The sequence below is a fragment of the Mycobacterium aquaticum genome, from assembly GCF_002086485.1.
GTDB classification, from domain to species: Bacteria; Actinomycetota; Actinomycetes; order Mycobacteriales; family Mycobacteriaceae; genus Mycobacterium; species Mycobacterium aquaticum.
The window spans coordinates 36280-58758 of sequence record NZ_MVHF01000026.1; the positions used below are offsets into that span (position 1 = coordinate 36280).

Genomic DNA, 22479 nt, shown 5'->3' on the forward strand with positions numbered 1-22479 from the left:
CCGAGCGTCTGCTCGCCGGAGAAGGTGACTCGCGGGAGAAGGTAACGCCCCGGATCAGGCGACCAGCAGCGGAGCCATCCAGGAGATCTCGGCGGGCAGCTGCTGGCTCCAGAACCCTGAGTCGTGACCGCCGGGGGAGAAGCCGCCGGCCGGATGGTTGGGCAGCTGGGCGATGAACTGCTGAGTGGCCGAGTAGAACGGATCGCTGTTGCCACAATCGATCCGGATGGGGATCGATCCCAGCGCGGGCAATCCCCACACCGTGTTGGCGGCGTAGTCGTCGGCGCCGTCGAAGGCTCCCGGCGCCGTCGCGCCGGACGACGTCCACAGGGCCGGGCTCACCGCACAGATGGCCGCGGTGCGGGCAGGGCCCAAGCGGGCACCGAGCAGCAGCGCGCCGTATCCGCCCATCGACCAGCCAAGGAAGCCCACTCGCGAGGTGTCCAGACCCTGGTCGCCGAGCATCGGGATCAGCTCATTCAGCACCATCGCGCCGGAATCCTCGCCTGATGCGCGCTTGTGCCAGTAGCCGCCCCCGCCATCGACGGCGACCACCGCAAACGGCGGCAGGCCGGCCGCAACCGCTTGTGCCAGACCGTTTTCCACACCGCCGGCCATCACCTCGGCCGCGTCGGAACCCTTACCGTGCAGGGCGATCACGGGGCGCAGCTTGCCGGTCTGTCCGGGTGGGCGGGCGATGGCCCAATTGGTGTCGACGCCGCCGCGGGCTGCGGACGTGAACGATCCGCTGACGTAGGTCGGCGCGGCTGCGGGCGGATTGGCCAGCGCCGGAGCGGCGCCCAGGGCTGTCCCCAGTGTGTAGGCACCGGCCGCACCGGCACCGAGGCGCAGCAGGGCGCGACGGTTCAAGTCAGGCATGGCGGCCATCTTGCCATCGTGTCCTCGCCACCGACCAATGGCTCCGGCGTCCCAATAAACCTGAGTAAAAACTGATGATTGGCCGAAAGCCCTATGGCGGGTGGGCTCGACTGGCAGCATGCTAATGGTGACAGCAGCAGTCACTCCGAAGGGGGAGCGTCGGCGGTACGCCCTCGTAAGGGCGGCCGCGGACCTGTTGTGTGAGGGCGGATTCGACGCTGTCCGGCACCGTGCCGTGGCCCGCCGCGCGGGCTTGCCACTGGCGTCTACCACCTACTACTTCTCCTCCCTCGACGACCTGATCGCCAAGGCCGTCGAGGACATCGGAATCCGGGAAGCCGAGCAACTGAAGGCCGGAGTGGCCGCGTTGAGCCGTCGCCGCCGCGGCGCCGAATCGACCGCCGACGTGCTGGTGGACCTCCTCGTCGGGGACTCTCCCGAAACGCGGGTCACCGAGCAGTTGATCTCGCGCTACGAGCGCTACATCGCATGTGCACGCCAGCCCGGGCTGCGCGACATCCAGCGCCGAATCCGCCAGCAGCGCACCGACGCGGTGGTGGAAGTGGTCGAGCGCTCCGGCCGCGCGGTGCGTTCGGAATTGCTCACCGCACTGGTGTGCGCGGTGGACGGCGCGGTGGTCGCGTCACTCATGGACGACGGCGACGGTCCCCGCGCCAGCGCCCGCGCGACACTCATCGATGTGATCGACGTGCTCGCCCCGGTCGACGAGCGGCCCGTGCACATCTAAGAATTGTCGCGCAGCTTCTCAATCCTGTTCTGCAACAACTCAGTTCGGTGTGCATTGCCCTCCAGGCTGATGTACCGCTCGCCGTAGAGCGCCAGCAGGACGTCGTCCAGGCGGCGCACCGCACCCGGCGGGAACCGGTATCCCATGGCGTCGTTGACCTTGTCGGCGTCCACCGAGTCGAGCAACCCGCTCAGCGCGTCCAATGACGTGATGCCGAGTTCCAGCAACAGTCCGGAGATCCAGCCGTAGTGGTCGGTGCGCGACCATCCCGCGTCGGCGTAGCGATTACCCAGATACGTCGCCAGCACGGGCGTGGCGATGCGCGAATCCGTCGACCAATCGGATTCCTCGTCGGTGATCGTCGTGCGCAGCCGCTGGCGGATCGCGGTGAACTCCCGATCGGCCAGCTCGAGCAGGCCCGCCGCGAGCGTGAAGCGGCGGTCGAGATCGGCGCCGTGTTCGGCGGGAATGGAACCCTTGTAGCGGACGTCGTGCTCGAACTCGGCCCATGCGTGCTGCAGCACCGTGCGCACCTGGATGGAGGCCGGCTGCTTCTCGCCCTCGACGCCGACCAGCAGGTGTCGGCTGGCATAGCCCCAGCGACCTTTGCGCGCGGTCTGCAGGCCGATGTCCTGGTCGTCGAGGAGCCGCATCTCCGTGGCCAGCAGATGGGCCACCGTGTCGACGTCCTCGCGCAGGTAGGTGATGACCCGCAACCCGACTTGATCGGTGATCTCCACCAGCGGGTCGGTGTAGAGCCGACGCCCCTCGACGGTCCGGTCGACCTTGGCGGCGAACGACTCGACGCTCTTGGTGCGTGCCGTGATGCTCAGGTAGTTGATGCCCGCGTCGTCGAGCAGCCCCTTCACCAGGGCGAAGTAGTGGTCGGTCGCGGCGACCAGGGCAGGCCGTCGTTCGCGGTACTCAGCGACTGCGTTCTGGGCGGTCAGCGCGGGTGGTGGCGCCGGTTGCTCGGCGGGCTGCTTGCGGGGGCGGGGCAGCCTGTCGGCGGGCAGTGACGGGGTGACGATGTAGCCGGAGGCGACGTCACCGTAGATCGTCACGTCCTCCGGCCGGTGGTACCAGTACAACCCGATGTAGGCGCAGATCAAGGCGTCGACGGGGTCTTCGTCGCGGTCCAGCTGACCGGGCCGCGTCGCCGCTTCGACCCGTTTGCGCAGCTCGACCCAGCTGACGCTGCGGTTTGCCCGCAGCCGCGGAGTCGCCTTGTCGAGCTCCTCGACGTGGGTCATCAGTTTGAGCAGCTCGCGTTGGCGATCCTCGAACGAGCCGCGCTTGTACTTCAGCGTCTTGTCGAGCCCGAACAGGACGACGGCCGCAGGGTGCGGGTACACCTCGATCGCGCGTCGGTGCGACGATGACGCGGGGTCTATGTTCAGGTCGAGCGCTGATGCGATCCGTGCCGCGCGCGGATGCTTGAACTCGGGCCGCTCGGTGAACGCAGGGCGCGCGCCGGCGTCGAACCGCTGGAAGTCCCGGTTGAGCTCCCGTTCGCACGGCCGGTAACCTTCGGCGTTCTTGACGATGAGCGGTGCGTCGATGGCCACCAGGCAGTCGTCCTTGACGTACGGCTTGATGGTTGCTGCGATGCTGTCGTCGTCCTGGGCCACGCCGACGTGGAGAACGCGCCCGTCGGCGTCGATCGCCGCGACACCGGTCTGATTCTTCTCGCCCCAGGCGAGGTCGAGCCCGACGAAGTGCATCCGTCCACTGTCTCATTGGTGTGCCCGGCTGGCCCGTAAGCTGTGTGTTCGTGACGATTCCGAATGTTCTGGCCAACCGCTACGCCAGCGAGGAGATGGTCGCGATCTGGTCGCCAGAGGCCAAGATCGTCGCGGAGCGCCGGCTGTGGGTGGCTGTGCTGCGCGCCCAGGCCGAGCTGGGCGTCGAAGTGCCCGAGGGCGTGATCGACGACTACGAACGCGTGCTGGACAACGTCGACCTGGCCTCCATCGCCGCCCGGGAACGGGTCACCCGTCACGATGTGAAGGCCCGCATCGAAGAGTTCAACGCGCTCGCCGGTCACGAGCACGTGCACAAGGGCATGACCAGCCGCGACCTCACCGAGAACGTCGAGCAGCTGCAGATCCGCAGCTCTTTGGAGCTGGTGTTCGCCCATGGTGTGGCGGTGGTGGCCCGGCTGGCCGAGCGTGCTGTGGTGTACCGCGACCTGGTGATGGCCGGGCGCAGCCACAACGTCGCCGCACAGGCCACGACGCTGGGCAAGCGGTTCGCATCGGCGGCCGAAGAGACCCTGCTCGCGTTGACCCGCGTCCGCGAGCTGATCGACCGGTACCCACTGCGGGGCATCAAGGGGCCGATGGGCACCGCGCAGGACATGCTCGACCTGTTCGACGGCGACACCGGCAAGCTGGCCGAGCTGGAACGCCGGGTTGCCGAATTCCTGGGATTCACCGACGTTTTCACCAGTGTCGGGCAGGTGTATCCGCGCTCGCTCGATCACGATGTGGTGTCCGCGCTGGTGCAGCTGGGCGCCGGTCCGTCGTCGATGGCGCACACCATCCGGCTGATGGCCGGGCATGAACTGGTGACCGAGGGCTTCGCGCCGGGCCAGGTCGGATCCTCGGCCATGCCGCACAAGATGAACACCCGCTCCTGCGAGCGGGTCAACGGCCTGCAGGTGGTGCTGCGGGGTTACGCCTCGATGGCTGCGGAACTGGCCGGGGCGCAATGGAACGAGGGCGACGTGTTCTGTTCGGTGGTGCGCCGCGTCGCGCTGCCCGACGCGTTCTTCGCCATCGACGGACAGACCGAGACCTTCCTGACGGTGCTCGACGAATTCGGCGCCTACCCGGCGGTGATCCAGCGGGAATTGGACCGCTACCTGCCGTTCCTGGCCACCACCCGCATCCTGATCGCCGCCGTCCGCGCAGGCGTCGGCCGCGAAGCCGCCCACGAGGTGATCAAGGAACACGCGGTCGCTGTGGCGCTCGCCATGCGCGAGCAGGGCAAGGAACCCGACCTGCTGGACAGGCTGGCCGCCGACCCGCGCCTGCCGCTGGACCGGGTCGCCCTGGAGACGGCCCTGGCCGACCGGCAGGCGTTCACGGGCGCCGCGGGCGCGCAGGTCGACGGAGTGGTCGCCGCCGTCGACGAACTGGTCAGCCGCTACCCCGAGGCAGCCAAGTACACCTCGGGTGCCATCTTGTGACATTGGCAGATCTGACCGATCTGGACAATTTCGCTCATGGGTTTCCCCATGAGTTGTTCGCCGAACACCGGCGGGTGGCGCCGGTGTACTGGCACCCGCCGACGGAACACACGCCCGACGGTGAGGGGTTCTGGTCGGTGGCTACCCACGCGGAAACCCTTGCGGTGCTGCGGGATCCGTCGACATTCTCATCGGTGACCGGGGGCTCGCGGCCGTTCGGCGGCACCCTGCTGCAGGATCTGTCCATTGCGGGCCAGGTGCTCAACATGATGGACGACCCGCGGCACGCGGAGATCCGCAGGCTGGTGAGCTCAGGGCTGACACCCCGGATGATCCGGCGCGTCGAGGATGATCTGCGGACGCGGGCGCGCGGGCTGCTGGATTCCGTCTCACCAGGCGAGCGGTTCGACTTCGTGGTCGACGTGGCAGCGGAACTGCCCATGCAGATGATCTGCATCCTGCTGGGAGTGCCTGATTCTGAACGGCATTGGCTCTTCGAGGCCATCGAGCCGCAGTTCGACTTCGGCTCGGCGCGGACGGCGTCGGTAGGGCAGTTGTCGGCCGAGGAGGCCGGCACCCGGATGTACACCTACGGGCAGGAACTCATCGCCGCCAAGCGGGCACATCCCACCGATGACATGTTGTCGGTAGTGGCCAACGCCTCACTGGCGGACGCGCTGACCCCGTTGTCCGACATGGAGCTGTATCTGTTCTTCAGCCTGCTGTTCAGCGCGGGCGCCGAGACCACGCGCAACGCGGTTGCGGGTGGTCTGTTGGCGTTGATCGAGCATCCGGATCAACTGCAGTTGTTGCGTTCAGATCCGGCGCTGCTGCCCACCGCGATCGAAGAGATGGTGCGTTGGACCTCGCCGTCACCCTCGAAGCGCCGCACCGCGACCCGTTCGGTGTCCCTCGGAGGCTGCGATATCGAGGCCGGGCAGAAGGTCCAGGTGTGGGAAGGCTCGGCCAACCGCGACCAATCGGTGTTCGCCGACGCGGACATCTTCGACATCACGCGTAAACCGAACCCACACTTGGGGTTCGGGTACGGCGTTCACTACTGCCTCGGCGCCAATCTGGCCCGGTTGGAGCTGCGCGTGCTGTTCGAAGAACTGCTTGAGCGGTTCTCGTCGGCCCGCCTGGTCCAGCCCGTCGAATGGACCCGCAGCAACCGGCACACCGGCATCCGGCACTTGGTGGTGGAGCTCGCGGCGTGAAACCCGAGATGTTCGCGGGGGTCATGGCGACCGGCATCGTGTCGATCTCCGCCGCGGACCACGGTTTCGGCATCATCAGTGTGCCGTTGGCGGCCCTGGCCACCGTCGGGCTTCCAGTGTTGATGTATCTGGCTGCCGCGCGATGGCGGACGTTCGATCTCCACGACATCGACACGGTGGTCGGCTTTTTCACGTATGTGGCGGCGTGTGGAGTGCTGGCCTCGCGGTTCGCCGACCACTCCGTGGTGCTGTGGGGACTCGGGGCGACGGGCCTTGCCGGCTGGTTGTCGCTCGTTCCGATGCTGCTGAAGCGGATGTGGCGGCTGGGCCCGATTGGGCTGCGGGACCGGGCGCGCGGCACCTGGGAACTCGCCAGCGTCGCGACGTCCGGACTGGCCATCATCTTTGTGGCCGAGGGAATCATGTTCTGGGCGCTCATATTCTGGGGCTGTGCGCTGGTCGCGTACTGCGTGATGACACTGCTCATCGCGTGGCGGGCGTTGGGGGAACCGACAGCTCGGCGCAACGTCCCACCCGATCACTGGATCCTGATGGGTGCCGTCGCCATCGCCACGTTGGCCGGCGTGCACATTCATGCCGCGCTGCATCCGGGCCCGCTCGCCGATGCCGTGCGGATTGTCACCGTCGTGACCCTCGCCGTCGCCACGGTGCAGATCGTGCCGCTGGCCATCACCAGCTGGCGTCAGATGCTCGACTGGCCCGCGGTGTTCCCACTCGGCATGTACTCGGCGGCCACCTTCGCGATGATGCTCGAAACCGGTTGGCAGCCACTGACCATCGTCTCGCTGGTGTTCTTCTGGATCGCCCTCGCGGCGTGGCTGGCGGTCGCGGTCATCGTGATTCGTCGGCTGATTCGCCTAACCTCGGAGCATGGACTCAGGCCAGAATGACCATCTCCGCGTCTCCGACGCCGAGCGGGCCAAGGTAGGCCAACTGCTGGAGCGCGCGGTCAGTGAAGGCATGCTCACGCTCGACGAATTCACCGAGCGCTACGACGCCGCGCTGGCCGCGCGCACTCGCGGCGAACTGCGGGTCGTGCTCGCCGACCTGCCGATGGCGGTGACCGCGGCACCGCGCCCGGCCCCGGAGGAGCTGCGGGGCCGCATGTCGTCGATCGTGCGGCGCGGGCAGTGGACTGTGGCCCCGGTGCTGCAACTCAACACTCGGATGTGTAGCACCACGCTCGACTTCACCTCGGCAGTGTTGCCCGGCTCGCTGGTGGAGATCGTCATCGACGATTACTGCAGTTCGACCGAACTGATCGTGCCTCCCAACGCGACAGCCGACCTCAACGGTGTCGACGCCGTCGCGGGCAGCGCGACGGTCAAGGTGCGCACCAGCCCGCCATCGCAGCAGCTGCATCTCATCGTGCGTGGCCGAGTCCGGATGGGGTCGGTCACCGTGCGCCATCCGTTCGGGAGCTGGCTGCGACGGCTGCACGGGTCTCGATAGCGAACCGGATCTCATCGAGCACCCGGTGCGGATACTCGAATTCACTCGAGGCGGCGCAGCCGCATGCCCGCCGAGCGCAGCTCGAGAGCGGCCAGGCCGCGAATAGCGCTTGGTTCTTCGCGACGCCAGGCACCCACGGGGTCGTCGGACACCGCGGTCAGCTTGGCCAGCGGCCGGTTGGCGAGGGCGCGCAGTGCCAGCAGTTGCTCGCCAGCGGCGGTCGAGGCCAACGTGATGGCCGTCCACTTGCGCCGGAAGAATCGCACGCGCAGATACAGCCACGGCATCGCGACGAACAGGATGGGCGCGGCGGCCACGGCCAGCGCCAACACCCAGGCCAGCCAACTGGCTGTGGAGTCGAGGCTGCTGCCTGCTCCGGCGATGTCCAGCGCCGCCTCGCTGGCTGCCCGCAGTGGCTTGCTGAGGGTGTCGCCGACCAGCGGTATGTGGTGGGCGCTGTCGCCGGCCGAGTCGAGATTGTCGGCCACGCCGTTGGCGCCGTCGTGCACTTGGCGGCCCACCGTCGCGATGGTTGCGATGGCCGAATGCACGGCGATACCGACCAGCACCCACACCGTTATCCACGCCAGCACCGCGACGTCGCTGAACAGCTGAGCCAGCAATCGGCCGGGTCTGTGGGCGTACGGCAGGTACCGCGATCTCATGGCTCCGATCCCAACACATAGGCTGACCGGATGCGTCCCGCTCTGTCCGAGTACCAGCACCTGGCCAGCGGCAAGGTCCGCGAGCTGTACCGCATCGACGAGAACCACCTGCTGTTCGTGGCGTCCGACCGGATCTCTGCCTACGACCACATCCTCGACTCGCAGATCCCCGACAAGGGGCGGATCCTCACGGCGATGAGCGTGTTCTTCTTCGACCACGTCGAGGCGCCCAACCACCTCGCGGGTCCGCCGGACGATCCCCGCATCCCCGAGGAGGTGCTGGGCCGTGCGCTGGTGGTGCGCCAGCTCAAGATGTTGCCGGTCGAGTGCGTAGCGCGGGGCTACCTGACCGGCTCAGGCCTGATCGACTATCAGAAGACCGGCGCGGTGTGCGGTATCCCGCTGCCGCCCGGGTTGGGGGAGGCCAGCAAGTTCGAAGAGCCGTTGTTCACCCCGGCCACCAAGGCCGAATTGGGCGAGCACGACGAGAACATCTCGTTCGCCAAGGTGATCGACGTGGTGGGCCCGGTGTTGGCCAACCAGCTGAAGGCGCGCACCCTGCAGACCTACCTGCAGGGGGCCGACCATGCGTTGACTAAGGGCATCATCATCGCCGACACCAAGTTCGAGTTCGGTGTGGACGAGAACGGCGATGTGGTGCTGGCCGACGAGGTCTTCACGCCGGATTCGTCGCGGTACTGGCGGGCGGATTCCTATCGGCAAGGCGTGGTGCAGGACAGCTTCGACAAGCAGTTCGTGCGTAACTGGCTGACCGGGCCGGAGTCGGGCTGGGACCGCCACGGCGAGGCCCCGCCACCGCCGCTGCCCGATGAGATCGTGGCGGCGACCAGGGACCGCTACATCGAGGCGTACGAACGTATTTCGGGGCTGCGCTTCGCAGATTGGATCGGCGCATGAGTGAGCCGGTGACCCCGCCGATCGCCAAGCGTGGCAACCATCGCCGCGAGCACCACGGTGATGTGTTCATCGACCCGTACGAGTGGCTGCGCGACAAGGACGATCCCGAGGTGATCGCCCATCTCGAAGCCGAGAACGCGTTCACCACGTGTGCGACGGAGTATCTGGAGCCGTTGCGGCAGAAGATCTTCGACGAGATCAAGGCCCGCACCAAGGAGACCGATCTTTCGGTCCCGACCCGTCGGGACGACTGGTGGTACTACGCCCGGTCCTTCGAGGGCAAGCAGTATGGCGTGCACTGCCGTTGCCCGGTCACCGATCCCGACGACTGGACGCCGCCGGAGTTCGACGAACACACCGACGTTCCGGGCGAGCAGGTGCTGCTCGACGAGAACATCGAAGCCGACGGCCACGACTACTTTGCGCTCGGAGCGGCCTCGGTCAGCCTGGACGGCAACGTGCTGGCATATTCGGTCGACGTCAAGGGCGACGAGCGGTACACCCTGCGATTCCGGGACCTTCGTACCGGGCAGGAGTATGACGACACGATCGTCGGCATCGGTTCCGGCGCGACCTGGGCAGCCGACAGCAGGACGATCTACTACACCACCGTCGACGACGCCTGGCGCCCGGACACGGTGTGGCGGCACCGCCTCGCAGCGGGCCTGCCGGCCGAGAAGGTGTATCACGAGCCCGACGAACGATTCTGGGTCGGCGTCGGACGCAGCCGCAGCAACAAATACCTGTTCATCGCGGCGGGCAGCGCGGTCACCACGGAGGTCCGTTACGCCGACGCCAACGATCCGCAGGCGCAGTTCGTCCCGGTGTGGGAGCGGCGGGATCTGGTCGAGTACTCCGTCGAGCATGCCGTCATCGGAGGTGAGGATCGCTTCCTCATCCTGCACAACGACGGCGCCGAGAACTTCACGCTCGTCGAGGCACCTGTCGACGACCCCAGTGCTTTTCATCCGCTGATCGCTCACCGCGCCGATGTGCGTCTCGATGCCGTCGACGCCTTCGACGGTTTCCTGGTGATCAGTTACCGCAGTGAGGCGCTGCCGAAGATTCAGCTGTGGCCCGTGAACGCCAACGGCGGGTATGGGACACCTGAGGAACTGACCTTCGACTCCGAGTTGACCGCTGCGGGCCTGGGCGGCAACCCCAACTGGTCGGCACCCAAACTGCGGATCGCCGCAACCTCGTTCGTCACCCCGGCCCGGGTCTACGACCTGGATCTTGCGACGGGCCAACGGACACTGCTGCGCGAGCAGCCGGTGCTGGGTGGCTACCGGCCGGAAGACTATGTGGAGCGCCGGGATTGGGCGACGGCACCCGACGGCGCGCGGGTGCCGATTTCGATCATCCATCGCGCGGGCCTGCAATTCCCCGCTCCCACACTGCTCTATGGCTACGGCGCCTACGAATCGTGTGAGGATCCGCGGTTTTCGATCGCCCGGCTGTCGCTGCTGGACCGCGGCATGGTGTTCGCGATCGCCCACGTGCGCGGCGGTGGTGAGCTCGGCAGGCCTTGGTACGAGCACGGCAAGCTGCTGGAGAAGATGAACACCTTCACCGACTTCATCGCGGTGGCAAGGCATCTCATCGACACCGACCTGACACGGCCGCAGAACCTGGTGGCCCTCGGGGGTAGCGCCGGTGGTCTGCTGATGGGTGCGATCGCCAACATGGCGCCGGAGCTGTTCGCCGGCATCCTGGCCCAGGTGCCGTTCGTCGACGCGCTCACGACCATTCTCGATCCGTCGCTGCCGTTGACCGTCACCGAGTGGGACGAGTGGGGAAATCCGTTGGAGGATCCCGAGGTTTACGCCTACATGAAGTCCTACACGCCGTACGAGAACGTCGCGGCCCGCGACTACCCGCCGATCCTGGCGATGACCTCACTCAACGACACCAGGGTGTATTACGTCGAACCGGCGAAATGGGTTGCAGCGCTGCGGCATGTCCAGTCCGATCCGGCGAACGACGCCAACAAGGTGCTGTTGAAGACCGAGATGGTGGCCGGTCACGGCGGTATCAGCGGACGCTACGAACGCTGGAAGGAGGCGGCCTTCCAGTACGCCTGGCTACTGGCCGCCGCCGATCCCGACAACTACGGCAGCGGCCAGGTAGACAGCCTCTTCAGCGGTCCGAAGACCTAACCCGGAGGTCATCGACTTCGGCGGGTTCGGCATCCGGGCGGCGTACACGTTGGCCGGGAACATGGCGAGCATCAGCAGGAAGAGGCCTACCGCCGCGGCCACCCGTGTCGGCGGGTAGAGCAGGCCCAGCGCGCCGGCCAGCTCGAGCACGCCCGTGACGGTCACCAGCAGTGCCGGGGCGGGGAGCCGCGGCGGCACGATCGCGATCATGTCTGCGCGCAGCGGATTGACGAAGTGGGCGACGCCCGTCATCACGAACATCGCCGCGAGACCGACGGCCACGGCGCGCGGCCAGCTGTCGACGTAGTCGATCCCGGCCCAGCCGATGACGCGGGCCACCACGCTGCCCAGGATCAACATCAGGAACACGGCCATTGCGCACCCCCATCTTGTCATTGTCTAGTTTGGCACGGTACCGCTAATCTAGGCGCTGTCAAGATTGGGGACTACGATGGGCGCATGAGCTACCACCACGGTGACCTGAAGGCCGTGATCCTGGCCCAGGCCGCCACCCTGGTGGCGCAGCGCGGGGCCGACGGAGTCTCGCTGCGCGAACTGGCACGCGCTGCCGGCGTTTCGCACGCCGCGCCGGCGCATCACTTCACCGACCGGCGTGGGCTGTTCACCGCGCTGGCCGCCGAGGGCTTCCAGTTGCTGGCCGCAGCGCTGACCGGCGCCCGCCCCCAGTTCATCGACGCTGCCAAGGCCTATGTCCGATTCGCGCTCGACCATCCCGGCCACTATGCGGTGATGTTCGACAAGTCGCTCTACGACGAGACCAACCCCGAACTCGTCGCGGCGGCCGCGGCGGCACGGGCCGAACTCGACAGCGGGGTGGGCACTCTCGTCGACCCCAAAGCCCACGCCGACCCCGAAGCGGCGGCGCTGGCAGCATGGTCGCTGGTGCACGGCTTCTCGTTGCTCTGGCTCAACGATGCGATCGACACGGGCGCCGACCCACTCGGTGTCGTCGAGCGATTGGGCCTGATCTTGTTCGACGCGTAGGTGCGGTAGCGTCGGGGTGTGAGCATCGACCAAATTCCGCTGACCACCCTCGACGGCACCCCGACCACGTTGGGCGCGTTGGCAACTGGCGCGGCACTGGTGGTCAACGTGGCATCGAAATGTGGCCTGACCCTGCAGTATGCGGCGCTCGAGAAGCTCGCGCAGGACTACGGCGACCGTGGGCTGACCGTCATCGGTGTGCCATGCAACCAGTTCATGGGGCAGGAACCCGGCACCGCCGAGGAGATCCGGACCTTCTGCTCGACGACCTACGGCGTCACGTTCCCGCTGCTCGCCAAGACCGACGTCAACGGGCCGGACCGGCACCCGCTCTACGCCGCCCTGACCACGGCCGCCGACGCCGACGGTGCGGCCGGTGACATCCAGTGGAATTTCGAGAAGTTCCTTCTCGCTCCCGGTGGAGCGGTGGTCAACCGGTTCCGACCGCGTACCGCGCCCGACGCACCCGAAGTGCTTGCGGCCATCGAAGCTGTCCTGCCGCGATAGCCGAATCGACATTCGGCGGCAGAGTGTTGGAAACCGTTGCGTCATGTCACGTTGTCACACTGGTGGAGTGACCGGACAACTCTTCGTCTCGATCTCACAGATCAGTGAGCGCACGCTGGCTGACGTCGAATCATTCTGCGCCGAACTCGACAGCCGCGGCGTGCCTGCCTCGCTGCTGGTCGCACCACGACTCAAGGGCGGATACCGCCTGGACCACGACGCCCCGACTGTGGAATGGCTGACGACCCGCCGCGCCGGCGGTGACGCAGTGGTGCTGCACGGGTACGACGAGGCCGCCACCAAGAAGCGTCGCGGTGAGTTCGCGAGCCTGCCCGCGCATGAGGCCAACCTGCGGATCATGGGCGCCGACCGGGTGCTCGAGCACCTCGGCCTGCGTACCAGGCTGTTCGCCGCCCCCGGCTGGACGGTGTCGCAAGGCACTGTGACTGCTTTACCGCGCAATGGCTTTCGGTTGCTGGCCGGCCTCAGCGGCGTTACCGACCTGGTCCGCCAGACCACCCTGCGGGCGCGCGTGCTCGGTATCGGCGAGGGCTTTCTCACCGAGCCGTGGTGGTGCCGGACACTCGTTCTGGCCGCTGAGCGCACTGCCCGGCGCGAGGGCGTGGTGCGCGTCGCGGTGGCCGCGCGTCACCTGCGCAGGCCGGGACCGCGTCAGGCCATGCTCGATGCCATCGATCTGGCTTTGCTGCATAACAGCGTGCCTGCCGTCTACCACTGGAACGCCGATCCGGTACTGACCGACGCCGCCTGACTCGCGCTAGTCTTGCGTCTCATGGCAGACGCCGACGTCATCGTCGTGGGAGCAGGTCTGGCTGGACTGGTGGCCGCCTGCGAACTCGTCGAGCGTGGACACCGCGTGCTCATCGTGGACCAGGAGAACGCGGCCAACGTCGGCGGTCAGGCGTTCTGGTCGTTCGGCGGACTGTTCTTCGTCGACAGCCCCGAACAACGCAGGCTCGGCATCCGTGACAGCGAAGCGCTCGCGCTGCAGGACTGGTTGGGCACGGCGGGATTCGATCGGCCCGAAGACCACTGGCCCCGCGAATGGGCGCATGCCTACGTGGATTTCGCGGCGGGGGAGAAGCGCAGCTGGCTGCGGGCCCGCGGGTTGCAGACCTTCCCCTTGGTCGGCTGGGCCGAGCGAGGTGGCTATGACGCGCTCGGACATGGCAATTCGGTACCGCGGTTCCACATCACGTGGGGGACCGGCCCCGCGCTCGTCGAGATTTTTGCGCGCCGCGTGCGCAACAACGCGCGCGTCCGATTCGCCCACCGGCACCGCGTCGACGAGCTGATCGTGTCCGACGGTCTGGTGACCGGCGTACGGGGCTCGGTGCTGGAGCCGTCGTCGGCCGCCCGTGGTGTGGCGTCATCGCGAAATGTAGTGGGGTACTTCGAGTTCCATGCGTCGGCCGTGATCGTGGCCAGCGGTGGTATCGGCGGTAACCACGAGCTGGTCCGCAAGAACTGGCCGGAGCGGATGGGCCGGGTGCCCGAACAACTGCTCAGCGGGGTGCCCGCCCACGTCGATGGACGCATGATCGGCATCTCCGAGGCTGCGGGTGGGCGCGTCATCAACAGTGACCGCATGTGGCACTACACCGAGGGAATCACCAACTACGATCCCGTCTGGCCCGCACACGGCATCCGCATCCTGCCCGGTCCTTCGTCACTGTGGTTGGACGCCAACGGAAGACGCCTACCGGTACCGCTTTACCCCGGCTTCGACACCCTCGGCACATTGGAGCACATCTGCCGAACCGGGCAGGACTACACGTGGTTCATCCTCAACGCCCGGATCATCGCCAAGGAGTTCGCGCTCTCGGGTCAGGAACAGAACCCCGATCTGACCGACCGCAGCGTGCGGGATGTGTTGGCGCGGGTCAGACGCGGCGCCCCCGCTCCGGTCCAGGCGTTCGTCGACCGCGGCATCGACTTCGTCAGCGCAGATACCTTGCGCGAGTTGGTATCCGCGATGAACACGGTCCCCGATGTCATCGAACTCGACTACGCAACGGTTGCCGCCGAGGTCACCGCCCGCGACCGGGAGGTGGCCAACCGCTACACCAAGGACGGACAGATCACCGCGATCCGCGCAGCGCGTGGCTACCTCGGTGACCGGCTGGGGCGCGTCGTCGCACCGCACCGGCTCACCGATCCGGAGGCCGGCCCCCTGATTGCCGTCAAGCTACACATCCTCACCCGAAAGTCCCTGGGCGGCTTGGAAACCGACTTGGACTCTCGGGTACTGCGCGAGGACGGCACGGCACTGCCGGGGCTCTATGCGGCCGGCGAGGCGGCCGGGTTCGGCGGCGGAGGCGTGCACGGCTACCGGTCGCTGGAGGGAACGTTCCTGGGCGGCTGCATCTTCTCCGGCCGCGCCGCAGGCCGGGGCGCGGCAGCCGACATCGCCTAGAACTCGGTGCCGTTCTCCTCGTCCAGCACCTGGAAATCCGTCGTGGTCATCTCGCTGAGCCGCCCGTAGTAGATGCCCCGCGCATTGCGTTCGATGATCCCCTGATGGATCGGCACCGCCCGGGCCGGCGCCACCGCGCGCAGGTACTCGACGGCCTCGGAGACCTTCATCCACGGCGCGGCTGCCGGGGTGGCCAGCACGTCGACCGGTTCGCCGGGCACGTACAGCGCGTCGCCCGGGTGCATCAGCCGCGCCGGGTGCTCGTCGTCGCCCAACAGATACGAAATGTTGTCGATCACCGGGATTTCCGGGTGGATCACCGCGTGCCTTCCGCCGACGCCGCGGACGGTGATATTGCCGACCTGGAACTGGTCACCCACCTGCACGGCCTGCCAAGCGCCGCCGAGCTGAGCAGCGGTCTGCGGATCGGCGTACAGCGCGGCCTGCGGGTTGGCGTCGACCAGCGCCGGCAGGCGGGCCGGGTCCGCGTGATCGGGGTGCTGATGGGTGATCAGGATCGCCGACAGGCCGGTGATGCCCTCGAATCCGTGCGAGAAATTGCCCGGATCGAACAACACCGTGGTGTCCGACATGCTGGCCAGAAGGCATGAATGTCCGAAATGCGTCAATTGCATGCCTATATTGTTGCCCTCAGTGGCTGCAATCATGCGGATGATGTGGGCGATGTTGCTCGCGGTCTTCGGGCTGGCGGCCGTGCCCGGGGCGGCCTCGGCGCAGCCCTCCAGCTGTCCGCCGATGTGCGACCAGATCCCCGCGTCCGCATGGATCGCCGCTGCGGACATACCCCTGGACCGCACCTACCACTGGCGCGAGCCGGCCGGGCTGGCCGTGGCGACAGTGGGCCCGCGGTTCCGCTTCGAGGACGACTGCGCGACGCCGCCGCTGCCGGGCGATGCGCGTGGCTACGCGGTGAGCGCGCGGGCTCTCATCCCCGAGCCGAGCGGCCAATGGCAGGTGCAGGCGCAGGTGGTGCACTGGCGGGGCGAGACCTGGCGCGGCGCCGACATCGCGCTCGGAGTGATCCGGGTGGCCGCCGGCGCGCTGCGGGCCTGTCAGCTGACCGCGCCGCAGACCTCTCCGTCGATCACCACCGATGTGCCCGGTCAGTTGGCGGCGGTGCTCAGCATCGACGGCAACCGGGTGCTGCATCAGTATTTGCTGGCCGACACCCGCAACAGCACCGTGGTGGAGCTCGCCATGTGGTCAACAACCCCGCCGCAGGTTCCGTGGCCGACGATTCCCGATAGCCAGGTCTTCGATGCGATGACCAGGCCACTGTGCGACGCCTACCTGGGATCGTGCCGGTAGAGTGTGCGCCGTGGCAAAGGTAGTTGTGCATGTGATGCCCAAGGCTGAGATCCTGGACCCCCAGGGGCAGGCCATTGTCGGGGCGCTCGGTCGCCTCGGGCATGCGGGTATCTCAGATGTTCGACAGGGCAAGCGTTTTGAGCTTGAGGTCGACGATTCCGTCTCCGACGAGGCGCTGGCCGAGATCGCCGAGTCCCTGTTGGCCAACACCGTGATCGAAGACTTCGCGGTGAGCCGGGAGGATTCGTGACCGCTCGCATTGGGGTCATAACCTTCCCCGGCACCCTCGACGACGTCGACGCCGCCCGAGCCGTGCGGCTGGCCGGGGCTGAAGCCGTCAACCTGTGGCACGCCGACGCGGACCTGCACGGCGTCGACGCCGTCGTGGTGCCCGGCGGCTTCTCCTACGGCGACTACCTGCGCTGCGGCGCGATCGCCAAGTTCGCCCCCGTGATGGGTTCGGTGATTTCCGCGGCCGAAAAGGGGATGCCAGTTCTGGGCATCTGCAACGGTTTTCAGGTGCTGTGCGAGGCAGGCCTGCTGCCAGGTGCCTTGACCCGCAACGCCGGACTGCACTTCATCTGCCGCGACGTGTGGCTCGAGGTGGCATCCGCCTCGACAGTGTGGACGACGCGCTACGAGCCGGGCGCCGATCTGCTGATCCCGTTGAAGTCAGGCGAAGGCCGCTACGTGGCCTCCGAAGCGGTGCTCGACGAACTCGAAGCCGAGGATCGCGTGGTCTTCCGCTACCGCGAGAACCTCAACGGCTCGATGCGCAACATCGCGGGTGTCTGCTCGGCCAACCGCCGCGTCGTCGGCCTCATGCCGCACCCCGAACACGCAACGGAGGCCCTGACCGGCCCCTCCGACGACGGCCTCGGCCTCTTCTACTCCGCGCTGGACGCGGTCCTCACGGCCTGACGGCTGAGCTGACGCGTTGGGTCTGCGTTGAGGGCGTTCGCTTCTCGATGTCTTGTGCCCTCACCGCAGACTCGATGCAGTGCTAGTCGACTGCTCAGCATCGCGATCAGGTGCTGCGTCGACTGCCTCTCGTTAACCGATCGACTATCCTCGCTCACCGCGAGCGTGCGCAAAATGCCGACCGCGAGCGGCGTGCCGAGGAACAGACACGCACGCTCGCGGTGCAAAGGGTGGGAGCGTCAGGCAGTAAGCGCCACCGATGCCTCTGCGGTGTAGCAGAGGAACGTCAGAGTCTCCTGCATGTACAGCCTGACGCTGTCGGCGTCGTGCGACAGGTAGCCGATGGACACGTCGGTGCCGAGGTGTAGATCGAAATCGCCGCCGCGGGTGGACAACACGAACGCGCCGTCGATGGCGGGCGCCCAGATGATGTCCCCGTCGACGAGTCGGCTCAGATGATCGCGGATCGGATAGCCGTGTGCGGTGGTCTCACTGACCTTGGTGTAGGTCGCCGCAGACAGCAGTACCGAGTACGGGCCGTCGACACCGGCGAGGCGCAGCTCTGAAAGTGCTTGCGCGATCACGTCGGGAATTTCGCGGGCGTCGTCCGGAAGGGCCAGTGCGGGATTGGAGCTGGCGCTGCGGATGCCCTGGATGGATGCAGCGCCGTAGCCCTCGAAGATGGCTCGGTCTTCCACGAATGCGAGTTTCTTGGCGGCGTCTTTGACCGGATCCCAGTCCGAATCCTGGGCGCCGCGCTCGACGTCGTCAATTGCGGTGCGCGACACCGTGAACGGCACACGCAACCGCACCAGCGGCTGGCTCGCTCGCAGATTGGCCTGCACGCCGTCGGCGGGCGCTTCCACGTCGAGCAGATGACCGGTGCTCACCGCGGCCTCCACCGGGCTGCCAGACCCCGTCACGTCGACGACTCGGCGCCCGGCGATGTGGCGCTTGAACGTGCGGGTCGCCTCGGTTTCGATCTCGGCCCAGGCAGACTCGGTGATCGGAGCTAGTTCGCGGTAGAGATTGTTCATTGCGGTGTTCCTTTCAGGCTGCCGATCGCCAGTGAGGTGTCATTGCTGCGCGCCGCCGGTTCCTCGACCGAAACCGGTTGCGGTTCTTCTGCCCGGTCCGCCGGGAGCGGCGGTGGATCGTCCAGGAAGTCGATGGTGGGACTGAAGAACAAGCCGCCCGTGACGGCCGTGGAGAAATCGAGGATGCGGTCGGTGTTCCCCGGAGGATCACCGATGAACATGTTGCGCAGCATCCGCTCGGTGACGTTGGGGGTGCGGGAATATCCGATGTAGTACGTACCGAATTCGCCCTTGCCGACCTCGCCGAACGGCATGTTGTGCCGAATGATCTTCAGCTCATTGCCGTCGGCGTCTTCGATGACGTTGAGGGCGAGATGAGAATTGGGTGGTTTCACCGCATCGGCCATCTCGATGTCATCGAGCTTGGTGCGGCCGATCACTCGCTCCTGCTCCTCGACGGACAACGAGTTCCACGATGTCATGTCGTGCAGGTATTTCTGTACGTGCACATAGCAGCCGCCGGCGAAATCGGGGTCCTCGTCGCCGATTTGGCTGGCGTTGGTGGCCACCGGCCCGTTCGGGTTCTCGGTGCCGTCGACGAATCCGAGCAGATCCCGATTGTCGAAGAACTTGAAGCCGTGCACCTCGTCGACGATGGTGATGGCACCCGCCATCGCATCGACGAGTTTGGTTGCGAGTTCGAAACATACGTCCATGGACTCGGCCCGCAGGTGGAACAGCAGGTCTCCCGGGGTCGCCGGGGCGTGGTGGCGCGCACCGTCGAGCGCGACGAACGGATGCAGTTCGGCCGGGCGGGGTCCGGAGAACAGTCGGTCCCAGGCCTCGGAGCCGATCGACACGATCGCCGACAAATGTTTGGTGGGGTCACGGAATCCGATTGCGCGGACCAGACCCGAGATGTCGGACAGAGCGTCGTGGACTGTCGCTTCCTGACCTTCGTCGATCGTCGAGACCATGAACACGGCAGCCGGTGTCAGCGGGGCCAGAACCGGCTGGGGCTGTGGTGCGGGCACACCAGGACCCTAGCGCGGACCGCCGTGAAATCCAGGCCAAGATAGAGATATGGCAGCTAGCCCCCATGGTCTGTGTGAGTTCATCGATGCCTCGCCGTCTCCGTTCCACGTGTGCGCTCACGCCGCACAACGACTGGTCGCAGCAGGCTTCACAGAGCTGGCCGAAACCGACGCGTGGCCCGCGAGCGGTCGCTACTTCACGGTGCGAGCCGGTTCGCTGGTGGCGTGGCGGTCCGACGAGTCCGGCCCGGTGACACCGTTTCGCATCGTCGGCGGGCATACCGACAGCCCGAATCTGCGGGTCAAGCAACATCCCGACCGCGTGGTGGCCGGCTGGCAGGTGGTGGCGCTGCAGCCCTACGGCGGGGCGTGGCTGAACTCCTGGCTGGACCGTGACCTCGGCATCAGCGGCCGGTTGGCGGTCCGCGTCGCGAACCGCGTCGAACACCGCCTGGTCTGCGTCGACGACCCGATCCTGCGGGTGCCGCAGCTGGCGATCCATCTGTCCGACGACCGCAAAGGAGTCAGCCCCGACCCACAGCGACACGTGAACGCGGTGTGGGGGTTGGGGGAGCAGCCGGGGTCGTTTCTCGGTTTCGTGGCCGAGCGGGCGGGCGTCGCCGAGGCCGACGTGCTGGGGTTCGACCTGATGACGCACGACACGAACCCGTCGGCAGTGACCGGTGTCGACGACGAGTTCGTCAGCGCGCCACGGTTGGACAACCAGGTGACGTGCTACGCCGGGTTGGAGGCCTTCCTCGCCGCGGGCGAATCCGACCACATCCCCGTGCTGGCGCTGTTCGACCACGAAGAGGTCGGTTCCACCTCCGACCACGGTGCCCAGTCCGAGCTGTTGCCCACCGTGCTGGAACGCATCACGCTGGCAGCCGGGGGCAGCAGGGAGGACTACCTGCGCCGGGTGGCCGGGTCGATGGTGGCGTCAGGCGACATGGCGCACGCCACCCACCCGAACTATCCCGATCGTCACGAGCCGTCCCACCAGATAGCGGTCAACGCCGGGCCGGTGCTCAAGGTGCAGCCGAACCTGCGCTACGCCACCGACGGCCGCACCGCGGCGGCGTTCGCGCTTGCGTGCGAGCAGGCAGGCGTGCCGCTGCAGCGCTACGAGCACCGGGCGGATCTGCCCTGTGGGTCGACGATCGGGCCGATGACCTCCGCCCGGACCGGCATCCCCACCGTCGACGTCGGGGCGGCGCAGCTGGCGATGCATTCCGCGCGGGAGTTCATGGGAGCCCATGACGTCGCGGCCTACTCGGCGGCGTTGCAAGCTTTTTTGTCACCGGCCTGATCTATCGTCGGCCGCATGACGCTGCATGTGGAGATGGTCACCGTCGACTGCGCCGAACCCGAGTCGCTGGCCCAGTGGTGGGCACAGGCTCTCGGCGGCACGGTAAACGCCGTGATGCCAGGCGAATTCATCATCGTCGAGTCGCCCGACGGCCCCAAGCTGGGATTCCAGCACGTCGATGATCCGACGCCGGGCAAGAACCGGGTCCACCTCGACTTCCACGCCGCTGACATGGAAGCCGAGGTGGCGCGGCTTGTCGGGCTGGGTGCCAGCGAAACCGGGCGGCACAGTTTCGGTGACGCGTTCTCCTGGGTGGTGCTCGCCGACCCAGTGGGCAACGCGTTCTGTATCGCCGGTCAATAACAGCTGCCAGCTGGCAGGATTCCGGCCATGCTGTTGTCGCTCGTCGCGGTCTCGGTGGTGCTGGCCTGCTGGTCGCTCTTCTCGCGGGGCTTCGAGCGGCTGCGGCTCACCTCGCCCATGCTGCTTGTGCTGGCGGGGATCGCGACCGGTTTCACCACCAAGGACGCGCTCGCGTCGACCCTGAACGCCGTCGCTGCCCAGCACGTGGCCGAAATCATCCTCGCTGTACTGCTTTTCGTCGATGCCACCGATGTGCGCGGTGGGTATCTCGGCGCTGACCCGCGCTCGGCACTGCGGTTGCTGTTCATCGCGATGCCGCTGGGCCTGGCCGCGTCGGTTCTGCTGGGCCTGTGGCTGCTGCCAGGCCTACCGTGGGCCGTGCTGCTGGTCATCGCGTGCGTGGTGGTGCCGACCGACTTTGCGCCGACGTCCTCGCTGCTGCGTGACGACCGCATTCCCGAACGGGTACGTGGCCTGCTCAACGTCGAGGCCGGCTACAACGACGGCATCGTCTCGCCGGTCTTCATCTTCGCCGTTGTCCTGGCCTCCGACCGCACCCAGGCCGAGACCCCGCTGGACGCGCTGGGCCGGGCAATCCCTGAGGCAGGCAAGGCGCTGCTGGTCGGCGCCATCGTCGGTGCCGTTCTGGCGGTGGCGACCAACACCGCCGAACGCCGGGCTTTGATGACCGGCCAGGCCAAACGCCTGATCCTGGTGACGGCCCCGCTGTTGTCGTTCGGAGCCAGCCTCGGCATCGGCGGCAACGGCTTCGTCTCGGCCTTCGTCTGCGGCATCGCGTTCAACTACTTCCGGACCTCGCCGACCTTCGCCACCGAACTGGAACTCGTCGACGACGTCGGATTCCTCCTGGCTTCCGGCATGTGGTTCGTGTTCGGCCTCACCGCCGTGCTGGCGCTCGGTTTCGGCGTGCCGTGGGGGATGGTCGTGTTCTGCCTGCTCGTGCTCACCGTGGTGCGCGTCGTCACGGTGCTGCTGGCGATGCTCGGCTCACCGGTCGGGTGGCCGGAGCGCTTACTGCTCGGCTGGCTGGGACCACGCGGTACCAGCTCCATCGTCTTCGGACTGCTGGCGTTCAACGCGCTCGAAGGCGTCGCCGAGGACACCGTCGTGCAGGTGCTGGTAATCGCGGTGCTGGGCAGCGTCATCGTGCACGGAGCGAGCGCGCCCGCTGCCGCCCGTGCGTACCAGCGGTCGCAAACCAGACTGGTCACCTGACGGTTGGGCTCCGCCGAGTATGCCGCTGACCTGCTCGGGGTCAAAGGCG

Annotated in this window: 24 protein-coding genes; 17 read left to right on the forward strand and 7 right to left on the reverse strand. The window is 67.2% G+C overall.

From position 1 onward, the window contains the following. Positions 1 to 54: 54 nt before the first annotated feature. A complete protein-coding gene (locus BST13_RS22790) occupies positions 55 to 888 on the reverse strand; it encodes an alpha/beta hydrolase (RefSeq protein ID WP_083166292.1) in 834 nt (277 codons plus the stop codon). A 109-nt stretch (positions 889 to 997) separates the two neighbouring features. Between BST13_RS22790 and BST13_RS22795 the strand changes: the two genes are divergently transcribed. After that, positions 998 to 1627 carry a TetR/AcrR family transcriptional regulator gene (locus BST13_RS22795; protein WP_083166355.1) on the forward strand — a complete coding sequence of 210 codons (630 nt, stop codon included), beginning with the start codon at positions 998 to 1000 and terminating at the stop codon, positions 1625 to 1627. Here the strand turns inward: BST13_RS22795 and relZ are convergent. After that, on the reverse strand, positions 1624 to 3351 hold the full coding sequence (gene relZ, locus BST13_RS22800; protein ID WP_083166293.1) for a bifunctional ribonuclease/(p)ppGpp synthase: 1728 nt from the start codon (positions 3349 to 3351) through the stop codon (positions 1624 to 1626). The genes BST13_RS22795 and relZ overlap by 4 nt on opposite strands. Before the next feature lie 50 nt (positions 3352 to 3401). Here relZ and purB point away from each other — a divergent pair, with 50 nt between their 5' ends. From purB to BST13_RS22820, 4 genes are read left to right on the forward strand one after another with little or no spacing between them, the layout of a single operon-like run. Beyond that, complete coding sequence (purB, locus tag BST13_RS22805; protein ID WP_083166356.1) at positions 3402 to 4820, forward strand: adenylosuccinate lyase; 1419 nt, start codon at positions 3402 to 3404, stop codon at positions 4818 to 4820. After that, positions 4817 to 6037, forward strand: a complete 1221-nt coding sequence (locus BST13_RS22810) for a cytochrome P450 (RefSeq protein WP_083166294.1) — start codon at positions 4817 to 4819, stop codon at positions 6035 to 6037. The genes purB and BST13_RS22810 overlap by 4 nt, the downstream gene beginning before the upstream one ends. Continuing rightward, complete coding sequence (locus BST13_RS22815) at positions 6034 to 6948, forward strand: tellurite resistance/C4-dicarboxylate transporter family protein (protein WP_095533670.1); 915 nt, start codon at positions 6034 to 6036, stop codon at positions 6946 to 6948. The genes BST13_RS22810 and BST13_RS22815 overlap by 4 nt, the downstream gene beginning before the upstream one ends. Next, a complete protein-coding gene (locus tag BST13_RS22820) occupies positions 6929 to 7510 on the forward strand; it encodes a DUF1707 SHOCT-like domain-containing protein (RefSeq protein ID WP_083166296.1) in 582 nt (193 codons plus the stop codon). The genes BST13_RS22815 and BST13_RS22820 overlap by 20 nt, the downstream gene beginning before the upstream one ends. 41 nt (positions 7511 to 7551) lie before the next feature. Here BST13_RS22820 and BST13_RS22825 read toward each other — a convergent pair whose 3' ends face one another. Further along, the gene (locus BST13_RS22825) at positions 7552 to 8175 is read right to left on the reverse strand and encodes a hypothetical protein (RefSeq protein WP_083166297.1); all 624 of its coding nucleotides are present in this window, start codon (positions 8173 to 8175) and stop codon (positions 7552 to 7554) included. Positions 8176 to 8205: 30 nt separating this feature from the next. On the opposite strand from BST13_RS22825, the gene BST13_RS22830 reads away from it, so the two are divergent. Both BST13_RS22830 and BST13_RS22835 read left to right on the forward strand, forming a co-directional pair. Next, the gene (locus tag BST13_RS22830; RefSeq protein ID WP_083166298.1) at positions 8206 to 9093 is read left to right on the forward strand and encodes a phosphoribosylaminoimidazolesuccinocarboxamide synthase; all 888 of its coding nucleotides are present in this window, start codon (positions 8206 to 8208) and stop codon (positions 9091 to 9093) included. After that, positions 9090 to 11252: a S9 family peptidase gene (locus tag BST13_RS22835; RefSeq protein WP_083166299.1), complete on the forward strand. Its 2163-nt coding sequence runs from the start codon at positions 9090 to 9092 to the stop codon at positions 11250 to 11252. Before BST13_RS22830 ends, BST13_RS22835 begins: the two co-directional genes overlap by 4 nt. Here the strand turns inward: BST13_RS22835 and BST13_RS22840 are convergent. Then, positions 11178 to 11627 carry a DoxX family protein gene (locus BST13_RS22840; RefSeq protein ID WP_083166300.1) on the reverse strand — a complete coding sequence of 150 codons (450 nt, stop codon included), beginning with the start codon at positions 11625 to 11627 and terminating at the stop codon, positions 11178 to 11180. The two genes, BST13_RS22835 and BST13_RS22840, sit on opposite strands and share 75 nt — an antisense overlap. A gap of 84 nt (positions 11628 to 11711) precedes the next feature. Here BST13_RS22840 and BST13_RS22845 point away from each other — a divergent pair, with 84 nt between their 5' ends. The 4 genes from BST13_RS22845 to BST13_RS22860 all read left to right on the forward strand — a co-directional run bounded on the left by BST13_RS22845 (position 11712) and on the right by BST13_RS22860 (position 15201). After that, complete coding sequence (locus BST13_RS22845) at positions 11712 to 12257, forward strand: TetR/AcrR family transcriptional regulator (RefSeq protein ID WP_083166301.1); 546 nt, start codon at positions 11712 to 11714, stop codon at positions 12255 to 12257. Positions 12258 to 12281: 24 nt separating this feature from the next. Then, positions 12282 to 12764 carry a glutathione peroxidase gene (locus BST13_RS22850; protein WP_425437040.1) on the forward strand — a complete coding sequence of 161 codons (483 nt, stop codon included), beginning with the start codon at positions 12282 to 12284 and terminating at the stop codon, positions 12762 to 12764. Positions 12765 to 12831: 67 nt separating this feature from the next. After that, a complete protein-coding gene (locus BST13_RS22855) occupies positions 12832 to 13536 on the forward strand; it encodes a DUF2334 domain-containing protein (RefSeq protein ID WP_083166303.1) in 705 nt (234 codons plus the stop codon). 21 nt (positions 13537 to 13557) lie between these two features. Then, positions 13558 to 15201 carry an FAD-binding dehydrogenase gene (locus BST13_RS22860; protein WP_083166304.1) on the forward strand — a complete coding sequence of 548 codons (1644 nt, stop codon included), beginning with the start codon at positions 13558 to 13560 and terminating at the stop codon, positions 15199 to 15201. On the opposite strand, the gene BST13_RS22865 is transcribed toward BST13_RS22860, so the two are convergent. After that, positions 15198 to 15836 (reverse strand): MBL fold metallo-hydrolase, encoded by a 639-nt coding sequence (locus tag BST13_RS22865; protein ID WP_083166305.1) that lies wholly within the window; start codon positions 15834 to 15836, stop codon positions 15198 to 15200. The genes BST13_RS22860 and BST13_RS22865 overlap by 4 nt on opposite strands. 19 nt (positions 15837 to 15855) lie before the next feature. Here BST13_RS22865 and BST13_RS22870 point away from each other — a divergent pair, with 19 nt between their 5' ends. From BST13_RS22870 to purQ, 3 genes are read left to right on the forward strand one after another with little or no spacing between them, the layout of a single operon-like run. Further along, positions 15856 to 16530, forward strand: a complete 675-nt coding sequence (locus BST13_RS22870) for an ATPase (protein ID WP_342744312.1) — start codon at positions 15856 to 15858, stop codon at positions 16528 to 16530. Positions 16531 to 16540: 10 nt separating this feature from the next. Further along, positions 16541 to 16780 carry a phosphoribosylformylglycinamidine synthase subunit PurS gene (gene purS, locus BST13_RS22875; RefSeq protein ID WP_029369872.1) on the forward strand — a complete coding sequence of 80 codons (240 nt, stop codon included), beginning with the start codon at positions 16541 to 16543 and terminating at the stop codon, positions 16778 to 16780. Further along, entirely contained in the window at positions 16777 to 17451 is a 675-nt protein-coding gene (gene purQ, locus BST13_RS22880; RefSeq protein WP_083166307.1) for a phosphoribosylformylglycinamidine synthase subunit PurQ, read from the forward strand. The genes purS and purQ overlap by 4 nt, the downstream gene beginning before the upstream one ends. 239 nt (positions 17452 to 17690) lie before the next feature. Here the strand turns inward: purQ and BST13_RS22885 are convergent, their stop codons facing one another. Together BST13_RS22885 and BST13_RS22890 are read right to left on the reverse strand one after the other, a co-directional pair. Continuing rightward, entirely contained in the window at positions 17691 to 18488 is a 798-nt protein-coding gene (locus tag BST13_RS22885; protein ID WP_083166308.1) for a family 1 encapsulin nanocompartment shell protein, read from the reverse strand. Further along, positions 18485 to 19522: a Dyp-type peroxidase gene (locus BST13_RS22890; RefSeq protein ID WP_083166309.1), complete on the reverse strand. Its 1038-nt coding sequence runs from the start codon at positions 19520 to 19522 to the stop codon at positions 18485 to 18487. Before BST13_RS22890 ends, BST13_RS22885 begins: the two co-directional genes overlap by 4 nt. 49 nt (positions 19523 to 19571) lie before the next feature. On the opposite strand from BST13_RS22890, the gene BST13_RS22895 reads away from it, so the two are divergent. Genes BST13_RS22895 through BST13_RS22905 form a run of 3 tightly spaced genes read left to right on the forward strand, consistent with a single transcriptional unit; the run spans position 19572 to position 22430 of the window. Further along, the gene (locus tag BST13_RS22895; RefSeq protein ID WP_083166310.1) at positions 19572 to 20831 is read left to right on the forward strand and encodes a M18 family aminopeptidase; all 1260 of its coding nucleotides are present in this window, start codon (positions 19572 to 19574) and stop codon (positions 20829 to 20831) included. Positions 20832 to 20846: 15 nt separating this feature from the next. Continuing rightward, positions 20847 to 21194, forward strand: a complete 348-nt coding sequence (locus BST13_RS22900) for a VOC family protein (RefSeq protein WP_083166311.1) — start codon at positions 20847 to 20849, stop codon at positions 21192 to 21194. A gap of 27 nt (positions 21195 to 21221) precedes the next feature. Beyond that, entirely contained in the window at positions 21222 to 22430 is a 1209-nt protein-coding gene (locus BST13_RS22905; protein WP_083166312.1) for a cation:proton antiporter domain-containing protein, read from the forward strand. Positions 22431 to 22479: the final 49 nt, after the last annotated feature.

Excerpts from the sequence above, each read along its gene's own strand:
- relZ (WP_083166293.1), bottom strand. The coding sequence starts at position 3,351 with ATGCACTTCGTCGGGCTCGACCTCGCCTGGGGCGAGAAGAATCAGACC.
- BST13_RS22895 (WP_083166310.1), top strand. The coding sequence starts at position 19,572 with ATGGCAGCTAGCCCCCATGGTCTGTGTGAGTTCATCGATGCCTCGCCG.
- BST13_RS22835 (WP_083166299.1), top strand. The coding sequence starts at position 9,090 with ATGAGTGAGCCGGTGACCCCGCCGATCGCCAAGCGTGGCAACCATCGC.
- BST13_RS22825 (WP_083166297.1), bottom strand. The coding sequence starts at position 8,175 with ATGAGATCGCGGTACCTGCCGTACGCCCACAGACCCGGCCGATTGCTG.
- BST13_RS22900 (WP_083166311.1), top strand. The coding sequence starts at position 20,847 with ATGACGCTGCATGTGGAGATGGTCACCGTCGACTGCGCCGAACCCGAG.
- BST13_RS22845 (WP_083166301.1), top strand. The coding sequence starts at position 11,712 with ATGAGCTACCACCACGGTGACCTGAAGGCCGTGATCCTGGCCCAGGCC.
- BST13_RS22830 (WP_083166298.1), top strand. The coding sequence starts at position 8,206 with ATGCGTCCCGCTCTGTCCGAGTACCAGCACCTGGCCAGCGGCAAGGTC.
- BST13_RS22820 (WP_083166296.1), top strand. The coding sequence starts at position 6,929 with ATGGACTCAGGCCAGAATGACCATCTCCGCGTCTCCGACGCCGAGCGG.
- BST13_RS22905 (WP_083166312.1), top strand. The coding sequence starts at position 21,222 with ATGCTGTTGTCGCTCGTCGCGGTCTCGGTGGTGCTGGCCTGCTGGTCG.
- BST13_RS22860 (WP_083166304.1), top strand. The coding sequence starts at position 13,558 with ATGGCAGACGCCGACGTCATCGTCGTGGGAGCAGGTCTGGCTGGACTG.
- BST13_RS22790 (WP_083166292.1), bottom strand. The coding sequence starts at position 888 with ATGGCCGCCATGCCTGACTTGAACCGTCGCGCCCTGCTGCGCCTCGGT.
- BST13_RS22840 (WP_083166300.1), bottom strand. The coding sequence starts at position 11,627 with ATGGCCGTGTTCCTGATGTTGATCCTGGGCAGCGTGGTGGCCCGCGTC.
- BST13_RS22795 (WP_083166355.1), top strand. The coding sequence starts at position 998 with ATGCTAATGGTGACAGCAGCAGTCACTCCGAAGGGGGAGCGTCGGCGG.
- BST13_RS22885 (WP_083166308.1), bottom strand. The coding sequence starts at position 18,488 with ATGAACAATCTCTACCGCGAACTAGCTCCGATCACCGAGTCTGCCTGG.
- BST13_RS22865 (WP_083166305.1), bottom strand. The coding sequence starts at position 15,836 with ATGCAATTGACGCATTTCGGACATTCATGCCTTCTGGCCAGCATGTCG.